This window comes from Aurantimonas sp. A3-2-R12 (assembly GCF_036016755.1).
Classification (GTDB): domain Bacteria; phylum Pseudomonadota; class Alphaproteobacteria; order Rhizobiales; family Rhizobiaceae; genus Aurantimonas; species Aurantimonas coralicida_A.
On record NZ_JAYXIH010000015.1, the window covers coordinates 76,574 to 92,079 of the forward strand.

19 protein-coding genes are annotated in these 15,506 nt (G+C 63.7%); 12 read left to right on the top strand and 7 right to left on the bottom strand.

The window, feature by feature from the left end:
* Nucleotides 1-948, top strand: coding sequence for an alpha-E domain-containing protein (locus VSX60_RS09975; protein ID WP_327624006.1), 948 nt, complete (start codon nucleotides 1-3; stop codon nucleotides 946-948).
* A 176-nt stretch (nucleotides 949-1,124) separates the two neighbouring features.
* Nucleotides 1,125-1,859: a peptidase gene (locus VSX60_RS09980; RefSeq protein ID WP_327624008.1), complete on the top strand. Its 735-nt coding sequence runs from the start codon at nucleotides 1,125-1,127 to the stop codon at nucleotides 1,857-1,859.
* Nucleotides 1,860-2,145: 286 nt separating this feature from the next.
* Here the strand turns inward: VSX60_RS09980 and VSX60_RS09985 are convergent, their stop codons facing one another.
* Nucleotides 2,146-2,508, bottom strand: coding sequence for a gamma-butyrobetaine hydroxylase-like domain-containing protein (locus VSX60_RS09985; RefSeq protein WP_442873078.1), 363 nt, complete (start codon nucleotides 2,506-2,508; stop codon nucleotides 2,146-2,148).
* A gap of 192 nt (nucleotides 2,509-2,700) precedes the next feature.
* Between VSX60_RS09985 and moaA the strand changes: the two genes are divergently transcribed.
* Both moaA and VSX60_RS09995 read left to right on the top strand, forming a co-directional pair.
* A complete protein-coding gene (gene moaA, locus VSX60_RS09990) occupies nucleotides 2,701-3,690 on the top strand; it encodes a GTP 3',8-cyclase MoaA (protein ID WP_327624010.1) in 990 nt (329 codons plus the stop codon).
* Nucleotides 3,691-3,694: 4 nt separating this feature from the next.
* Complete coding sequence (locus VSX60_RS09995; RefSeq protein ID WP_327624012.1) at nucleotides 3,695-4,174, top strand: hypothetical protein; 480 nt, start codon at nucleotides 3,695-3,697, stop codon at nucleotides 4,172-4,174.
* Between the two features lie 35 nt (nucleotides 4,175-4,209).
* On the opposite strand, the gene VSX60_RS10000 is transcribed toward VSX60_RS09995, so the two are convergent.
* Entirely contained in the window at nucleotides 4,210-4,704 is a 495-nt protein-coding gene (locus tag VSX60_RS10000) for a hypothetical protein (protein WP_327624013.1), read from the bottom strand.
* A 205-nt stretch (nucleotides 4,705-4,909) separates the two neighbouring features.
* On the opposite strand from VSX60_RS10000, the gene VSX60_RS10005 reads away from it, so the two are divergent.
* The 3 genes from VSX60_RS10005 to VSX60_RS10015 all read left to right on the top strand — a co-directional run bounded on the left by VSX60_RS10005 (nucleotide 4,910) and on the right by VSX60_RS10015 (nucleotide 8,080).
* The gene (locus tag VSX60_RS10005; protein ID WP_327624014.1) at nucleotides 4,910-5,803 is read left to right on the top strand and encodes a DMT family transporter; all 894 of its coding nucleotides are present in this window, start codon (nucleotides 4,910-4,912) and stop codon (nucleotides 5,801-5,803) included.
* Nucleotides 5,800-7,065 (top strand): multidrug effflux MFS transporter, encoded by a 1,266-nt coding sequence (locus VSX60_RS10010; protein ID WP_327624015.1) that lies wholly within the window; start codon nucleotides 5,800-5,802, stop codon nucleotides 7,063-7,065. The genes VSX60_RS10005 and VSX60_RS10010 overlap by 4 nt, the downstream gene beginning before the upstream one ends.
* Before the next feature lie 214 nt (nucleotides 7,066-7,279).
* The gene (locus VSX60_RS10015; protein WP_327624016.1) at nucleotides 7,280-8,080 is read left to right on the top strand and encodes a transporter substrate-binding domain-containing protein; all 801 of its coding nucleotides are present in this window, start codon (nucleotides 7,280-7,282) and stop codon (nucleotides 8,078-8,080) included.
* Between the two features lie 88 nt (nucleotides 8,081-8,168).
* On the opposite strand, the gene VSX60_RS10020 is transcribed toward VSX60_RS10015, so the two are convergent.
* Nucleotides 8,169-9,230, bottom strand: a complete 1,062-nt coding sequence (locus VSX60_RS10020; protein ID WP_327624017.1) for an MBL fold metallo-hydrolase — start codon at nucleotides 9,228-9,230, stop codon at nucleotides 8,169-8,171.
* Between the two features lie 120 nt (nucleotides 9,231-9,350).
* On the opposite strand from VSX60_RS10020, the gene VSX60_RS10025 reads away from it, so the two are divergent.
* From VSX60_RS10025 to VSX60_RS10045, 5 genes are read left to right on the top strand one after another with little or no spacing between them, the layout of a single operon-like run.
* A complete protein-coding gene (locus tag VSX60_RS10025) occupies nucleotides 9,351-10,061 on the top strand; it encodes an ABC transporter permease (RefSeq protein WP_327624018.1) in 711 nt (236 codons plus the stop codon).
* Nucleotides 10,058-10,864 carry an ABC transporter permease gene (locus VSX60_RS10030; RefSeq protein WP_327624019.1) on the top strand — a complete coding sequence of 269 codons (807 nt, stop codon included), beginning with the start codon at nucleotides 10,058-10,060 and terminating at the stop codon, nucleotides 10,862-10,864. The genes VSX60_RS10025 and VSX60_RS10030 overlap by 4 nt, the downstream gene beginning before the upstream one ends.
* A 40-nt stretch (nucleotides 10,865-10,904) precedes the next feature.
* Nucleotides 10,905-11,228, top strand: coding sequence for a type II toxin-antitoxin system RelE/ParE family toxin (locus tag VSX60_RS10035; protein WP_327624020.1), 324 nt, complete (start codon nucleotides 10,905-10,907; stop codon nucleotides 11,226-11,228).
* Complete coding sequence (locus VSX60_RS10040; protein WP_327624022.1) at nucleotides 11,221-11,526, top strand: helix-turn-helix domain-containing protein; 306 nt, start codon at nucleotides 11,221-11,223, stop codon at nucleotides 11,524-11,526. The genes VSX60_RS10035 and VSX60_RS10040 overlap by 8 nt, the downstream gene beginning before the upstream one ends.
* Nucleotides 11,527-11,575: 49 nt before the next feature.
* Nucleotides 11,576-12,508 carry an NAD(P)-dependent oxidoreductase gene (locus tag VSX60_RS10045; protein ID WP_327624023.1) on the top strand — a complete coding sequence of 311 codons (933 nt, stop codon included), beginning with the start codon at nucleotides 11,576-11,578 and terminating at the stop codon, nucleotides 12,506-12,508.
* 32 nt (nucleotides 12,509-12,540) lie between these two features.
* Here the strand turns inward: VSX60_RS10045 and VSX60_RS10050 are convergent, their stop codons facing one another.
* The 4 genes from VSX60_RS10050 to VSX60_RS10065 all read right to left on the bottom strand — a co-directional run bounded on the left by VSX60_RS10050 (nucleotide 12,541) and on the right by VSX60_RS10065 (nucleotide 15,364).
* The gene (locus VSX60_RS10050; protein ID WP_327624024.1) at nucleotides 12,541-13,452 is read right to left on the bottom strand and encodes an STM4504/CBY_0614 family protein; all 912 of its coding nucleotides are present in this window, start codon (nucleotides 13,450-13,452) and stop codon (nucleotides 12,541-12,543) included.
* Nucleotides 13,453-13,561: 109 nt separating this feature from the next.
* The gene (locus tag VSX60_RS10055; protein ID WP_327624025.1) at nucleotides 13,562-14,047 is read right to left on the bottom strand and encodes an Lrp/AsnC family transcriptional regulator; all 486 of its coding nucleotides are present in this window, start codon (nucleotides 14,045-14,047) and stop codon (nucleotides 13,562-13,564) included.
* 77 nt (nucleotides 14,048-14,124) lie between these two features.
* Complete coding sequence (locus VSX60_RS10060; RefSeq protein WP_327624026.1) at nucleotides 14,125-14,742, bottom strand: uracil-DNA glycosylase family protein; 618 nt, start codon at nucleotides 14,740-14,742, stop codon at nucleotides 14,125-14,127.
* 10 nt (nucleotides 14,743-14,752) lie between these two features.
* Complete coding sequence (locus tag VSX60_RS10065; RefSeq protein ID WP_327624027.1) at nucleotides 14,753-15,364, bottom strand: glutathione S-transferase; 612 nt, start codon at nucleotides 15,362-15,364, stop codon at nucleotides 14,753-14,755.
* Between the last annotated feature and the right edge of the window lie 142 nt (nucleotides 15,365-15,506).

Consider the following 15,506-nt stretch of genomic DNA (forward strand, 5'->3'; position numbering starts at 1 on the left):
ATGGCATTACTCGGACGCACCGCCAACGGCCTGTTCTGGATGTTCCGCTACATCGAACGCGCCGAAAACATGGCTCGCCTCGTCGACGCCGGGCAGCGGCTCTCGCTCACCAACCTGTCGGCGGAACCGGACGAATGGCAATCCGTGCTGGTCTCGGCCGGAGTCGAAGCGGCCTATCGCGCCAAGCACGCCGAATTCGACCCAGACACCATCGTCGATTTTCTCTTACGCGACCGCGACAACCCGTCGAGCGTACGCGCCTCGATCGAAACCGCCCGCACCAACGGCCGAATGGTGCGCACCGCCCTCACCCGCGACCTTTGGGAGACGCTGAACGAGAGCTGGCTGATCATGAAGGCCGAGCTAGAGCGACCGATCGATCCGCGGCGGCTGCAGACGGTCCTCGATCTCGTCAAGCGCCAGACAGCGCTGATCCGCGGCGCCTTCTATGGCACAATGCTGCGCAACGAGAGCTTCGACTTTTGCCATCTCGGCGCGTTCCTGGAGCGCGCCGACAATACCGCCCGCATCCTCGACGTGAAGTACTGGGTGCTGTTGCCCGAGCATTCCTCGGTCGGCTCCTCGCTGGACAATTTCCAGTGGACGTCGATCCTGCGCTCGGTCTCGGCGCACCGTTCCTACGCCTGGGAGTACGATGCCGACTACAAGGCGGTGAACATCATCGACTTCCTGATGCTCAACCGCCGGCTGCCGCGCTCGCTGGCCTATTGCTACGACTGCATCGAGGAGAGCCTGAAATATCTCAACCGTAATTACGAGGTGCAGCACCCCTGCTATCTGACGGCGGGGGCGATCAAGCAGCGTCTGGCCGACAATTCGGTCAAGGAGATCATCGACGGCGGCATGCACGAGTTCCTGGAAGCCTTCATCCTCGACAACAACCGCCTCGCCGGCGAGATCGCCAAGAGCTACCGGTTTTATCCGTAGGAGCCGCAACGGGTATTCTCGAACGACACGAATGCGTAAAGCGTCGGTCGATCGGCGTGCCTTGCGCGTGACTTCCCGTTGATATTTCCGTCTGGCGCTTGCACAAGGCGCGATGCGGGCGATGATTCCGCCGGAGCATCGGCGCCGTCGACGCCATCCTGGAGACCACCCCACCCATGACCTACTGCGTCGGGCTTCTTGTCGATCGCGGCCTTGTCTTCATGTCGGACACCCGCACCAACGCGGGCGTAGACAACATTTCCGTCGTCTCCAAGATGAAGACCTGGGAGGTGCCGGACGACCGTTTTCTCTGCCTGTTGAGCGCCGGCAATCTGGCGACGACACAGGCGGCGATCGCTCTGCTCGACGAGCGCAGTGTCGCACCCTCGGAGCGCCAGCCGGCGATCCTGACGCAGCCGACGATGTTCCAGACCGCCAAGCTCGTCGGCGAAACGCTGCGCGAGGTAATCTCAGGCGCGGCGACGGGCGGTCAGATGGCCGATTCGGTGTTTTCCGGCTCCTTCATTCTCGGCGGCCAGATCAAGGGCAGCCCGCCCCGGCTGTTTCTGATCTATCCGGAGGGCAATTTCATCGAGGCCGGAGCCGACACGCCGTTCTTCCAGACCGGCGAGCACAAATACGGCCGCCCGATCATCATCCGCACCTACGATCCGGCGATGTCGCTGGAGGACTGCGCCAAGCTGCTCTTGGTCTCCTTCGATTCGACCATTCGCTCGAACTTGTCGGTGGGGCCGCCGATCGACATGCAGTTTTACGAGACCGAAAGCCTCGTCGCCGGTTACAGGCAGCGCTTCGACCAGCGCGATCCCTACTATAGCGAGATCTCGGAGGGCTGGTCCGACGCGCTCAAGAGCGCTTTCGACCAGTTGCCCGCCTTCGTCCGCTCCTGACGGCGGTGACGGGCCGGCCTTATACCAACCTGCAGTGATAGGAACCCATTCGACCGGGACGATCGCCGATGCCTGGCAAGGAGCGGGACGACGCGCGATGCGGCGCATCGGGCGAGGCCCGCGACGAATCCAGGCGCGGGGAGCGCCCGGCCTTCGGTGGGCTGAACGGGCTTGCCGGACGGCGTCGCACCGCTTGCCCGATGCGCCGCATCGACCCGCGCGTCGCTCCTGGCCGGACAAGCCCGTTCAGCGCCATCGAATAGGTCCCTATCACTGCAGGCTGGTATTACCGCTCGCGCTTCAATCCCTTGGCCTTCAGCTCGTCGAGATAGACCTGCCAGCGCTCCTCCTTCTCGCGGCCGAGATCGGCGAGATAGGTCCAGGTGAAGATGCCGGAACTGTGCATGTCGTCAAACATGATTCGGATCGCGTAGTTTCCGACCGGCTGGATATCCATGATCTGAACGGCGATCTTGCCGCCGACGGTCTGGCGCTGCGACGGCGAATGCCCCTGCACCTCGGCCGACGGCGACATCACCCGCAGCATCTCGGCCGGAAGCTCGATGCGCTCGCCACCCGGCACGACCACGATGAGCGTCCTGCGGTCTGGGGTCACCCGAATCTGCTCGGGCGTCGTCGTTGCGGTCATCATGGCAAATTCATTCCTTCGTCCAATGGCTTGATCGTCACGAAACGCTTGACCCAGGCCCGTCGGGCTTCCACATTCGGCCACATGGATATGACGAAATTCCCGGCTTCGCCGTCTCGACCGTCTCGGGCGACAGGCGACATAGAACTGCCTTCCACGGCGACGAGCCCGACAGGGGCCTCCGGGGCGGAGATGATCGACCCGTTCGGTCGAGCGATAACCTATCTGCGCGTCTCCGTCACCGACCGCTGCGATTTCCGCTGTGTCTATTGCATGGCCGAGGACATGACCTTCCTGCCGAAGCGCGACCTGCTGACGCTGGAGGAACTCGACCGACTGGCCAGCGCCTTCGTCGACAAAGGGGTGCGCCGGCTGCGGCTGACCGGCGGCGAGCCGCTGGTGCGCAAGAACATCATGCATCTCGTGCGCTCGCTCTCCCGGCATCTGCAGACCGGTGCGCTGGATGAGCTGACGCTGACCACCAACGGCTCGCAGCTCACTCGCTTCGCCGGTGAGCTTGCCGACTGCGGCGTGAAGCGGCTGAATGTCTCGCTGGACACGCTGGATGCAGCGAAGTTCAAGCAGATCACCCGCTGGGGCGAGCTCGACAAGGTCATGGGCGGCATTCGCGCGGCCCAGGCGGCCGGTATCCGGGTCAAGCTCAACGCCGTCGCGCTGAAGGGCTTCAACGAGATCGAGATCCCCTCGATGATCGAATGGGCGCATGGCGAGGGTCTCGATTTCACCCTGATCGAGACGATGCCGATGGGCGAGATCGACGAGGACCGCACGGACCAGTATCTGCCGCTGCGCCAGGTGCGGGAGCAACTGTCCGAGCGCTGGACGCTGTCGGACATTCCTTACAAGACGGGCGGGCCAGCCCGTTACGTGGAAGTCGCCGAGACCGGCGGCCGGCTCGGCTTCATCACGCCGATGACCCACAATTTCTGCGAAAGCTGCAACCGGGTCCGCGTGACCTGCACCGGCACGCTGTTCATGTGCCTCGGCCAGGAAGACGCGGCCGACCTTCGTGCGCCGCTGCGCGCCTCGGAGGGCGACGAATTGCTATCGAACGCCATCGACGAGGCGATCGGCCGCAAGCCGAAGGGACATGATTTCATTATCGACCGCGCGACGCGAAGACCCTCGGTCTCGCGGCATATGAGCGTGACCGGAGGATAGTTTCATGCGTAACTGGGTGATGTCGCTCGCGGCCGTCGCGACCGCTGCGCTGGTGCTTGCGACCGCGCCGGCTGTGGCCGACGAGGTGACCTATCGCAACGAACGGTTCGGCACCTCGGCGAGTTTTCCGTCGGAAGCCTTCCCGGATCAGCTCCCCGCGCCGACCAATGGCGACGGGTTGGGCTGGACCTCGCCGGAGGGTGCCGAGATCTTCATCTATGCGCGGCCCAATCAGGGCGGTGAGACGCCGAAATCGGTGATCGGGGATCGCGCCGAAGTCGACAAGGTGACCTACGACAAGTCCGGCCGCAGCTGGGCCGTGGTATCGGGCTATCGCGACGGCAGGATTTTCTACGAGCGCTACATCTTTCGCGGCAACCTGATCCACTCGGTGTCGATCCGCTATCCCGAAAGTCTGCGCTCCACCTATGATCCGCTGGTCGGGCCGGTCACGATGACGCTGCGCGGCCCGTCCAGCGGCTGAGGTAAGAGGAAGCGGCGCCGGTCGCGCCGCTTCGATCAGACCAATTCGCCGCGATAGGCTTCCTGGACGGTCTCGTAGCTCGCCTTCGCCGCCGCCAGATCGGTGTCCGGCTGCTCCGCCGCGAAGAGCGCCAACTGCGTCGAGATTTCCCCCACCCCTTTCACCAGGCTGAGCGTCCTCTGCGTTGTGACATTGTCGATCGCGGCCTGACGCACCTGCTCGACGGAGGCCGGCTTCGCCGCCAAATTGACCGAGCCCGGTGCCGTGGCGCCGGTTGTCGGAGCCGAATCACGCGCCGACGATTGTGCGGCTTGCGACTGCGCCGCGGGGCTGGCGGACGTGGCGGCCGAGGCCGTGCTGGAGCCGCTCGGCGCGGCCTGCGAAGACGAACTGGTCGCGGTCGTTCCCGACGATGGGCTTTCGGACGCCGGTGCCGTGTTGGATGCGGACTCTTCGGGGGGCGGCGACTGATAGCTCTGCTGCGGCGACTGCGTGCCGCTGGCCGGCAATAGATTGATCGACAATGACATGCACTATTATCCTCGATGTTACGATGGCGCATGTCTAGCCGTGAGATTATTTCCGCCTGCTTCCGGAAATCCTTAAAGCTCTAGTCAACACTCGGTGAGCGCGGCATTTGGACTGCGACAAGTCGACACAGATCCGCTCTCGCTAATCCCCTCTGGGGAGAGTAAGGTCGACTGACGATCCCCAGCATCAGCCCGGCCTTTTCCATTGTTCAGCGACAACATCCGCGCCGCGGTCTTCATGCTCGTCGCCATGGCCGGCTTCGTGGTCAATGACACCTTCGTGAAGCTCACTTCCGAGGAGCTGGCGCCGCCGCAGATCATGGCGGTGCGCGGCGTGGTGGCATCGCTGCTGCTGTTTGTGTTGGCTTGGCGGATGGGGGCGCTCCGGCCGATCGGCCTCGCCCTGCAGCCCCGGCTTATGCTGCGCACGGGAGCGGACTTCATGGCTACTCTCAGCTACCTGACCGGGCTCAGCCAGATGCCGATCGCCAATGCCTCGGCGATCTTCCAGGCCCTGCCGCTGACGGTCACGCTCGGCGCCGCGGTCTTCCTGCGCGAGCCGGTCGGCTGGCGCCGCTGGGCCGCTATCGGCGTGGGCTTCGTCGGCGTCATCATCATCGTACGGCCAGGCACCGACGGCTTCACCGTCTATTCGCTTTCGGTCCTCGCCGCCGTGGTGTTTTCCGCCATTCGCGATCTGGCCACGCGCCGCATGGACCGTGCGATACCCTCGCTGTTCATCTCGCTGATGGCGGCGGTCGCGGTTTCGCTGCTCGGCTGGATACTGATCCCGTTCACCGGCGGCTGGCAACCGGTCTCGGCCGCCAATGCCCTGTGGCTATCCTGCGCCGCTGTCAGCATCATCGTCGGCTATATCTTCATCGTCCAGTCCATGCGCACCGGCGATATGGGCTTCGTGGCGCCATTCCGCTATTCGGTGCTGCTCTATGCCCTGGTCATCGGGGTGGTCGTCTTCGATGACTGGCCCTCGACGCCGGTATTGCTCGGCTCGGCCATCGTCGTGGCGAGCGGCCTCTACACCCTCTATCGCGAACGGGTGCGCGGTGTCGCGGCCCCCTTGAAGAGCCAGATCCATTGAGCAAGCAGCCGTTACCGACGATCCTGCCCTCCTCGCCGGCCACGGCACGGGAGGAAGACAGCATGGGCGCGACGATACCGGCCATGGTCGCGCGGCGCCCGATGCTGGCAACGCTGATGATCGCCTCGGCGCTGTCGCCGCTGGCGATCAACATCTTCATCCCCTCGATGACCTCGATCGCGCGCGACCTGCATGCCGACGGCGCGACGGTTGGGTTGGGCCTGTCGCTCTATCTTGTCGCCACGGCGCTCATTCAGCTGATTGCCGGCCCCTTGTCGGATCGGTTCGGGCGCCGGCCTGTCATTCTCGGCGGCATGGTTCTTTTCCTGATCGGTACGGTACTTTGCCTGATGGCGCAGGATGTCAGCCTGTTCCTTGTCGGCCGCGTTGTGCAAGCGGCCAGTGCCACCGGCATCGCCCTGTCCCGGGCGATCGTTCGCGACGTCTACAGCCGCGAGCGCGCGGCGGCGATGATCGGCTATGTCACGATGGGGCTCGCCGTCGCCCCGATGATCGGCCCGGCGATCGGCGGGGCGATGGATACGGCGCTCGGCTGGCGCAGCGTCTTCTGGTTGCTCGCGGCGATGGGCGTCCTCACCCTTGCGCTGCTCGCCTTCGACCTGTCGGAAACCAACCGCGAAAAGGGCAAGCCGGTATTCAGTCAGTTCCAGACCTATGGCGAACTCGTCCGTTCGGGCGCGTTCTGGATCTATGTCGGCACGTCGTCGCTGACCTCGGCGGTGTTCTTCGCCTTTCTGGGCGGCGCCCCGTTCGTGGCCGTCACCATTCTCGGCATGACGCCGGCCGGCTATGGGCTATGGTTCGTCCTCAGCGCGGCAGGCTACATGATCGGAAATTTCGGCACGGCCCGCCTGTCGGAGCGCCTCGGCATCAAGAATTTGATGGTTGTGGGGGCGGCACTGACCGTCGCCGCCACCGCTTTATCGCTGGCGCTGATCGGCGGAGGGTTTCTGTCCCCCTTGACGTTGTTCGGGCCGATGCTTCTGGTCGGAGTGGGCAACGGACTGGCGCTGCCTTCCGCGACGGCCGGCGGGGTCAGCGTTCGGCCCGAGGCGGCCGGGGCAGCAGCGGGCCTTCTCGGCGCCTGCCAGATCGGCCTCGGCGCGATCAGTTCGATCCTCGCCGCCATCCTCGCCACCGGCCCGAGCGGCGCCGTTGGCCTTCTCCTTCTGATGACCGCCTTCGGCGCCGCAGGCGTCGTTTGCGCCCTCGCGGCCCGGCGCGTGCGGCCGGTTTCATAGGGAATCCGCCGGCACGGAACCTGGCCGCCCCGAGCGGACCACGGGCTCAAAGACGCCCATGCGCCGGCGCATCATGATTGACAACGCCTGCCAGAGGCGAAGGTCGCAGTTGCCTAGCGCCTTGAAATAGTGGCAGCATCGCCTCCCTAACCGGCATGCTGCTCAATGGACGACGAACGTCCGGGCCGTGCCGCGCAACACGGAAGAGGTTTTCATGCGTTTCCCCCTCACTTTGGCGCTCGCCGCGTCGATCGTGGCCCTCGCCGCCGCCGGCTCGGCCGTCGCCCAGGAAAGCGATGCCGACAAGGATTGGTCGAAGGTCGTCATCGGCACCGAAGGCGCCTATCCGCCATTCAACTTTCTCGATGCCTCGGGCGAGCTGAAGGGCTTCGACGTCGATATCGCGCAAGCTCTCTGCGACCAGATGAAGGTCGAATGCAGCTTCGTCACCCAGGATTGGGACGGCATCATCCCGGCGCTGCAGAACGGCAATTTCGACGCCATCGTCGCGTCGATGTCGATCACGCCCGAGCGCGAGGAGCAGATCGCCTTCACCAACAAATATTACCAGACGCCGCCGGCCATTGCCGTGCCGAAGGATTCCGCAATCACGGAAGCCACGGCCGAGGCCCTCGCGGGCAAGGCGATCGGCGCCCAGGCTGCAACGACGCACGCCCGCGCCGCCGAGGCACTGTTTCCCGATGCCGACGTGCGCCAGTATCCGACGGCTGAGGAATACAAGCTCGACATCGAGAGCGGCCGGGTCGACGCGGTGATCGACGACGTGGTGGTCCTCAACGACTGGATCGGCAGCGACGCCGGTGCCTGTTGCAAGATGTTGGGCACCCTGCCCGCCGATCCGGCGATCTACGGCAAGGGCATCGGCATCGGCCTGCGCCAGGGCAACGACAAGCTGAAAGGCATGTTCAACGACGCCATCGTCGCGATCCGCGAGAACGGCACCTACAAGACCGTCCAGGACAAGTATTTCGACTTCGACGTGTACGGCGAATAAGCCGAACATCCATCGACGCATGACGAAGGCCGCGGCGGATTTCCCGTCGCGGCCTTCGTCGTTTCAACAGAGCGTGGCGGGCGGTCGGTCAGCCGAAATCGTACTGCCAGGCGGCCGGCTCGAACGCGTAGCCGCCTTCGCCGGCCGCCACCACATGGCCGACGCCGGGAAAGGCGATATGCATCCCGGCGATCCGCGTCCGGTTGGCGCTGGCCTCTTTCAGGATCGCCTTGCGGGTTTCGATCGCTTTGTCANCGACGCCGGGAAAGGCGATATGCATCCCGGCGATCCGCGTCCGGTTGGCGCTGGCCTCTTTCAGGATCGCCTTGCGGGTTTCGATCGCTTTGTCAGGCTGAGCATCGAAGCTGATACCCACCTCGGGCTTGGCGAACTGGATCGGACCGACATGGACGATGTCGCCCCAGATTAGCAATCCTTCTTCGCCCTCGCCGACGAGGAAGCCGCAATGGCCGGGGGTGTGACCGAACAGTTCGCGCGCCGCGATCCCTGGTAGCACCTCGCCGTCGCCCTCGAAGGTCTTCACCCGGTCGCCATAGGCGTCCATCGCGGCCTTGGCGCCGTCGAAGAAGCCCTTCGCCCCCTCTGGAGCGCCGTCGCGATTGGCGGCACTGGTCCAGAACTCCAGCTCGGTTTTGTGGACATGGACATCCGCATTGGGAAAGGTCGGCTTGCCGTCGGTCACCAGCCCGCCGATGTGGTCGGGATGCAGATGCGTCATTAGCACCGCGTCGATCGCGTCCGGCGCTATGCCACCGGCTTCAAGGTTCGCAACCAGGCTTCCGAGGTTCGGGAAGGCCCCGGCGCCGCCAGCGTCGATCAGCACGGTCCGCTCAGGCGTATTGACGACATAGGCGTTGACGCCGGTCCGGACCGGCGATGCGCCTCGAAATTCGTTGCGAAGAATCTCGGCGGCCTCCTCGGGCGTCACGTTCGACAAGAGCGCGACGTCGAGGTCGAGAAAGCCGTCGGAGATCGCCGTGACGACGGTATCACCAACGGTGATCTGTTGCAGCGCGGCGACCTGCGTCGTCGGCATCGGCGCTTTGGCGGCCGCCGGTAGCGTCGCGAAGCGGACCATGACCGGGGCGGCGAGCGCGCAGGCGACAAAGTGGCGGCGGGAAACGGACATCGGATTTCTCCTGTTGAACCAAAGACGCCTCGCAGATACCGCGCGCTGGAGGGACCGCAATGAAACAGTGCGTCATCACCGCTTGATGATCCCCGACGCGCCCGCTAACCATCGATCCCCATGGACATTGACTGGACCCTGATCGGCTTCGGCCCGACCGGATGGGGCGACGACATCGCGTGGGGGGTTCTGGTCACCGCGTCACTGGCGCTCGCCACCCTGCCGATCGGCCTCGTCGCCGGCTTCCTGCTGGCGCTCGCCAAGCAATCCGAGGATCGTTTCCTCAATCTGTCCGCCAACATCTACACCACGATCTTCCGCGGCCTGCCCGAGCTGCTGACCCTGTTTCTCGTCTATTTCGGCGTCAACGGCGCGTTGAAGTCGCTCACCGACGCGACAGGATTGCCGAGTCTGGCCCTGTCGAGTTTCGTCTCCGGCATGGTCGCCCTCGGCTTCGTCTTCGCCGCCTTCGCCAGCGAGGTGTTCCTGTCGGCCTTTCGGGCGATTCCGCAGGGGCAGCGAGAAGGCGCCGCGGCCCTTGGCCTCCGCCGGTCGCAGACCATGGTGCTGGTCATCCTGCCGCAGCTGATTCGCATCGCCCTGCCCGGCCTCGGCAATCTGTGGATGAACCTGTTGAAGGACACCGCGCTGGTCTCGGTCATCGGTCTTGCCGACATCCTGCGACAGTCGCAGATCGCCGCCCGCGTGACCCGCGAACCCTTTCTGTTCTTCGGCGTGGCGATCGTGCTCTATCTGGTCCTGACGATCCTCTCCTCGGCGGCGATCGGCCGGATCGATCGCTGGACCAAACGCGGCGAGCTGGCCAAGTGAGCGCCCCCGCGCTCGCCGCGCCGGCCGCCGCCAAGCCGAAGCGCGGCGTCGGCGGCATCGTTGCGCTCGGCGTGTGGATCGCCGTCGCCGCCGGGCTCGTCGCCTATATCGCCAGCGTCTGGAACCCGAGCCTGTTTACCCGCTTCGGCCCCTCCTACCTGTCGGGCTTGTGGATCACCGTCTCGCTGGTCCTGATCTCCTTCGTCTGCGGCGCCATCGTTTCGCTGCCGGTCGCGCTCGGCCGCATGGCGACGAACCCCGTCGCGCGGACGCTTGCCTTCGTCTTCGTCTATTTCTTCCGCGGCACGCCGCTGATCGCCCAGATCTTTCTGGTCTATTACGGTTTCGGCCAGTTCCGCGGCGCCTTCGAGACAATGGGGCTGTGGTGGTTTTTTCGCGAGGCCTGGTACTGCGCGCTGTTCGCCCTGTCGCTGAACACCGCCGCCTATCAGGCGGAAATCCTGCGCGGCGGCATCGAGAGCGTGCCGAAGGGCCAGTTGGAGGGCGCCCGCTCGCTCGGCCTGCACCGGTTGGTGATCTTCTGGAAGATCGTCATGCCCCAGGCGATGATCGTCGCGCTGCGCCCTTACGCCAACGAGATCATCCTGATGATCAAGGCCTCGGCGATCGTCGCCATCATCACCGTCTACGACCTCTTCGGCGAGACAAGACAGGCCTATTCGCGCACCTTCGACTTCCAGACCTATGTCTGGGCGGCGCTCCTGTATCTCTCCATCGTCGAGGCGCTGCGCCACGCCACCAATTTCGTCGAGCGGCGACTGACCCGGCATCTGAAGCGGTAGGAAAGCCAAGGTTGAATTATATCATATATGCGATATATTCATGACTTGGTCTGTCGTTCTGACGGATGAGGCCAAGGCCGAGATTCGGAAGCTCTCCCCCGATCTGCGAGCCCACTTCGCGGCGGTCTCGGACCTGTTGCTTGAGAATGGTCCGATGAGCGTTGGCATGCCTTATGTCCGCCCGATCGAGTCGAAGCTCTGGGAAATGCGGTTGAAGGGCAAGGACGGCATTGCGAGGGCGATATATTTCGCCGCCTCCGGACGGCGAATCGTCGTGCTGACCGCCTTCGTCAAGAAGACCGAGACGACGCCTCGCCGGATCATCAACGTGGCGCTGCGACGAATGAGGATGTTCGATGTCTGAGCTGACGAGCTACGAGGAGTTCCGCGAGGAGTTGATGGCCGACCCTGAGGTCAAGGCCGCCTATGATGCGATGGCCAACGAGTTGGCGCTGGCCAAGGCTCTGATCAAGGCCCGCGCCAAAGCAGACTTGTCGCAGCAGGATGTCGCCGAGCGAATGAAGACGACGCAATCGGCCGTGGCCCGCATGGAAAGCGGACGTCACGCACCATCCATGGCTTCGCTGGCGCGTTACGCGACCGCTGTCGGCCAGACCATCACCATCGAGATTCATCCCGAGCCGCAAAAGCCGGCCTCGTAACGCGGCAGCGCCAAGTCACGACCGACCGAGCTTCCGGCGCCTCTCAGGATTGAAACGGCGCCTCTCTCATGTAACTCCTGCTCCCAACAAATTCGATCACAAGGAACACGGCATGGCGAAGGTTGCATTCATCGGATTGGGCGTGATGGGGTATCCGATGGCGGGCCACCTCAAGGCCAAGGGCGGGCACGACGTCACCGTCTTCAACCGCTCGGCCGGGAAAGCCGAGAAATGGGCGGCCGAGCATGGCGGATCGCATGCGGCAACGCCGCGCGAAGCGGCCAAGGACGCTGACTTCGTGTTCTCCTGCGTCGGCAATGACGACGACGTGCGCTCGGTCATCTACGGTGACGACGGCGCCTTCGCCGGCATGAAGCCGGGCGCCACGCTGATCGACAACACCACCGCTTCGGCAGAGCTGGCCCGCGAGCTTGACGCGGCGGCCAGGGAAAAGGGCCTTAAATTCATCGACGCCCCGGTGTCGGGCGGCCAGGCCGGCGCCGAGAACGGCGCGCTCACGGTGATGTGCGGCGGCGAGCAGGCCGATTTCGACGCCGCCAGGCCGGTGATCGAGGCTTATGCCAAGATGATCGGGCTGATGGGTCCGGCCGGGTCCGGCCAGCTCACCAAGATGATGAACCAGATCTGCATCGCCGGGCTCGTCCAGGGGTTGTCGGAAGCCATCGCCTTCGGCCAGAACGCCGGGCTGGACATCGAGACGGTGGTCGGCGTCATTTCCAAGGGCGCGGCTGGGTCGTGGCAGATGGAAAATCGCCACAAGACCATGAACGAGGGCCATTACGAGCACGGCTTCGCGGTCGAATGGATGCGCAAGGATCTTGGCATCTGCCTCGACGAGGCCAAGCGCAACGGCTCGACCCTGCCCGTCACCGCGCTGATCGACCAGTTCTACGCCGACATCGAGAAAATGGGCGGCAAGCGCTGGGACACCTCGTCGCTACTGGCGCGGCTCAAGCGCTGATCAACGCGGCGCTCGCCGTCGATTGAAGCGGGCTAGGGCCGCGCCTTATGTGCGTCAACCAGGAAAAGGATCGTGGCCGCAGTGAGGTGCAAGACGTACTTCACCAGCTCTTCCGGAATGGGATCGGCGGGAGACGATCCGGCACCGTGTCCTCCGACTCTGTTCCTGGGCGTTGCAATCCCGCTTTCCAAGACGCTTCGCAACCCTGCCATCTGAGTCTGATAAAAGCTTGGAATCAGGTCATTTTCGAGCATGACGGCCACGAGTTGTGATGCCGTCACCCTCGGCGGCACCGCCCAATTTCGTTCTGCGGCGATGATTTTCATCGTGCTCTCGAACGCTTTCAGACAGTCGACCAGAACCTCGGCATTGTTCCCTCGCCGCCAATGATCGTGCGCGTTTCGAAATTCGCTGTCCGCATTTTTGAAAACGGGATCGGTCAATACCGCCAAAGCAGGCTTCACTGCCTCTTCGTGCAGAAGCTGGGAGTCGACCCGGACCATCTGGCCATTTTCGAACGAATAACCGAACCCCGCCTGTCTACATCGATGATTGAACTCCTCGATGGCACCACGGCATTTTTTTCTGAGCTCAGCTTCCGCTGCAGTATTCTCTGATATTAGGTGAATTAATCTGAACGACAGTTCGATCGCATCTAAAGACTTCTCATTTGACCCTGTTTCATTGATAAATGATTCCAATTCTTGGCCAGGAAAATTCCTCCCTACAGATAGACAGGCGACGCCAAATTCACGGCGTAGCGCATGTATCAAGTGACCATACTCACCTTGATCGCGGGGGGCGCCAAATCCGCCAAAGACGTCACTAATGATAAAGCTGCATTGCCTACGAAGCTGCTTGGATAGGATTTCATACTGCACGACGTCGTTAGATGTTCCCAATTCACGCCGTCTGCGTTGAGAGTAGAGTTCGACAACTGGCATGTCCGCTCCGCGAATCTAATTCGTAAGAATGACAACCATCAACTGCCCGAAATGTCGAGTACTCCACGACGGTCCCCCTTCCAGGGCGACCCGCGCGCCGCCGCTGCCATCAATCCCCCCGCGGTTCCTTGTCCAGCACCATGTAGTCGAGCGGCATTTCGGTCGTGTATTTGATCTGCTCCATGGCGAAGGACGATGAGACGTCGCGGATCTCGATCTTGGCGATCATCCGCTTATAGAAGGCGTCATAGGCGGCGATGTCCGGCACGACGACCCGCAGCAGATAGTCGACGTCGCCGCTCATGCGGTAGAACTCGACCACCTCGGGAAACTCGCCGACCACCTCGGAGAACCGCCTCAGCCATTCGTTGGAGTGGGAACTGGTGCGGATCGAGACGAACACGGTGACCCGCGCATTGACCTTAGCGGGATCTAGGATCGCCACCCGCCGCTTGATCACGCCCTCTTCCTCGAGCTTCTGGATGCGCCGCCAGCACGGCGTCGTCGACAGTCCGACTCGCTTGGCGACGTCGGCGACCGCCAGCGTCGCGTTTTCCTGCAGCAGCCTCAGTATCTTCTTGTCCAGCCGGTCCATCGACGCCTTACTCCCTGTCCTGCGCCGCAAGGATTACAGGAGGCGCGCCAAAACCGGTAGGGTCGCCAAGCGCCCGTTCAAACAAGTTCCGCCACCCGCCGCTTCAGCTCCGGCAGAAGGTCGGTCGCAAACCAGGGATGGCGCTTCAGCCAGACATTGTTGCGCCAGGACGGGTGCGGCAACGGCAATACCTGCGCGAAGCGCCCTTGCCCGGCGAGGATGTTGCGCCAGTCGGAGACCGTCTCGGTCAGCGTTCGCGCGCCACCGCCGGCGATATGGAAACGCTGGGCATACATGCCGATCGCCAGCACCAGCTCGACCTGCGGCATCGCGCGCATCACCCGCTCGTGCCAGGTCGCCCGGCATTCCTTGCGCGGCGGTAGATCGCCGCCCTTGCCGTCATATCCCGGGAAGCAAAAGCCCATCGGCACGATCGCGACCCGCGTCGGATCGTAGAAGACTTCCGGTCCGATCCCCAGCCAATCCCGCAGCCGCACGCCCGACGGATCGTTGAACGGCTTGGTCGTCTTGTCAGCGAGGTTGCCGGGCGCCTGCCCGGCGATGACGAGGCGCGCGGTCGGCGAGATCACCAGCACCGGGTTCGGCTCGATCGGAAGCGGTGGGCCGACGGGCGCCTCGCGGCAGATCCGGCAGGCGCGGATCGTACGATAGAGCGCTGTCGGATCGTCTCTCACCCTCTAATGCTCAGGCCTTGGCGCTCGGCCGCGCGGAGACCTCGGCGTACCAACGACGGACATTCTCCAGATCCTCTGGCGGCGTGATCTTCGCAGGCTTCATGAAATCCATCGCGATCAGGCCGGTGATGTCGGCGACGCTGTAGGCATCGCCCGCCGCGAATCGGTTGTCCGCCAGATGCGCGTCGAACAGCTTGAGAAATTCCAGCGCCTTCGGCCGGTTCGCCTCGCCCCATTCTGCGACCTGCGGCACTTCCCATGTTGCCATCGCCGGATGAGTGTGACGAAACGCCGCAGCCACCGGCTGGAGGAGGCCGAGTTCGAGCCGGCGGTTCCACATCTCCACCTTGGCCCTGCCGAGTGCGCCGGTTCCGAACAGCGGCGGTTCGGGATGTTCTTCCTCGAAATAGCGGCAGATGGCGATCGACTCGGTCAGGCAGGTGCCGTCGTCGAGTTCGAGAACGGGAAGTCGTTGCAAGGGGTTACGACTGGTAATCTCATCCGATTTGTGATCCAATTTGCCCATATCGACGGGCTCGATCGGGATGTCGATCCCCTTTTCCGCCAGATAAACCCGCACCCGGCGCGGATTGGGCGCGCGCCCGCCGTCGAACAGTTTCATTCCGTCATCTCCCGATCCCGTTTCATCGGCAATGGTTTAGAGCGTCAGGCGATTAATCTGCAACATAGCCAGCGGCCTTGAGGTAGTTCCAACATTCTTCGGGCTCGAACAGGTCGCAGATGTTGCCGACTGCACGCCAGAG

Excerpts from the sequence above, each read along its gene's own strand:
- VSX60_RS09975 (WP_327624006.1), top strand. The coding sequence starts at position 1 with ATGGCATTACTCGGACGCACCGCCAACGGCCTGTTCTGGATGTTCCGC.
- VSX60_RS09980 (WP_327624008.1), top strand. The coding sequence starts at position 1,125 with ATGACCTACTGCGTCGGGCTTCTTGTCGATCGCGGCCTTGTCTTCATG.
- VSX60_RS09985 (WP_442873078.1), bottom strand. The coding sequence starts at position 2,508 with ATGACCGCAACGACGACGCCCGAGCAGATTCGGGTGACCCCAGACCGC.
- moaA (WP_327624010.1), top strand. The coding sequence starts at position 2,701 with ATGATCGACCCGTTCGGTCGAGCGATAACCTATCTGCGCGTCTCCGTC.
- VSX60_RS09995 (WP_327624012.1), top strand. The coding sequence starts at position 3,695 with ATGCGTAACTGGGTGATGTCGCTCGCGGCCGTCGCGACCGCTGCGCTG.
- VSX60_RS10000 (WP_327624013.1), bottom strand. The coding sequence starts at position 4,704 with ATGTCATTGTCGATCAATCTATTGCCGGCCAGCGGCACGCAGTCGCCG.
- VSX60_RS10015 (WP_327624016.1), top strand. The coding sequence starts at position 7,280 with ATGCGTTTCCCCCTCACTTTGGCGCTCGCCGCGTCGATCGTGGCCCTC.
- VSX60_RS10025 (WP_327624018.1), top strand. The coding sequence starts at position 9,351 with ATGGACATTGACTGGACCCTGATCGGCTTCGGCCCGACCGGATGGGGC.
- VSX60_RS10035 (WP_327624020.1), top strand. The coding sequence starts at position 10,905 with ATGACTTGGTCTGTCGTTCTGACGGATGAGGCCAAGGCCGAGATTCGG.
- VSX60_RS10040 (WP_327624022.1), top strand. The coding sequence starts at position 11,221 with ATGTCTGAGCTGACGAGCTACGAGGAGTTCCGCGAGGAGTTGATGGCC.
- VSX60_RS10050 (WP_327624024.1), bottom strand. The coding sequence starts at position 13,452 with ATGCCAGTTGTCGAACTCTACTCTCAACGCAGACGGCGTGAATTGGGA.
- VSX60_RS10055 (WP_327624025.1), bottom strand. The coding sequence starts at position 14,047 with ATGGACCGGCTGGACAAGAAGATACTGAGGCTGCTGCAGGAAAACGCG.
- VSX60_RS10065 (WP_327624027.1), bottom strand. The coding sequence starts at position 15,364 with ATGAAACTGTTCGACGGCGGGCGCGCGCCCAATCCGCGCCGGGTGCGG.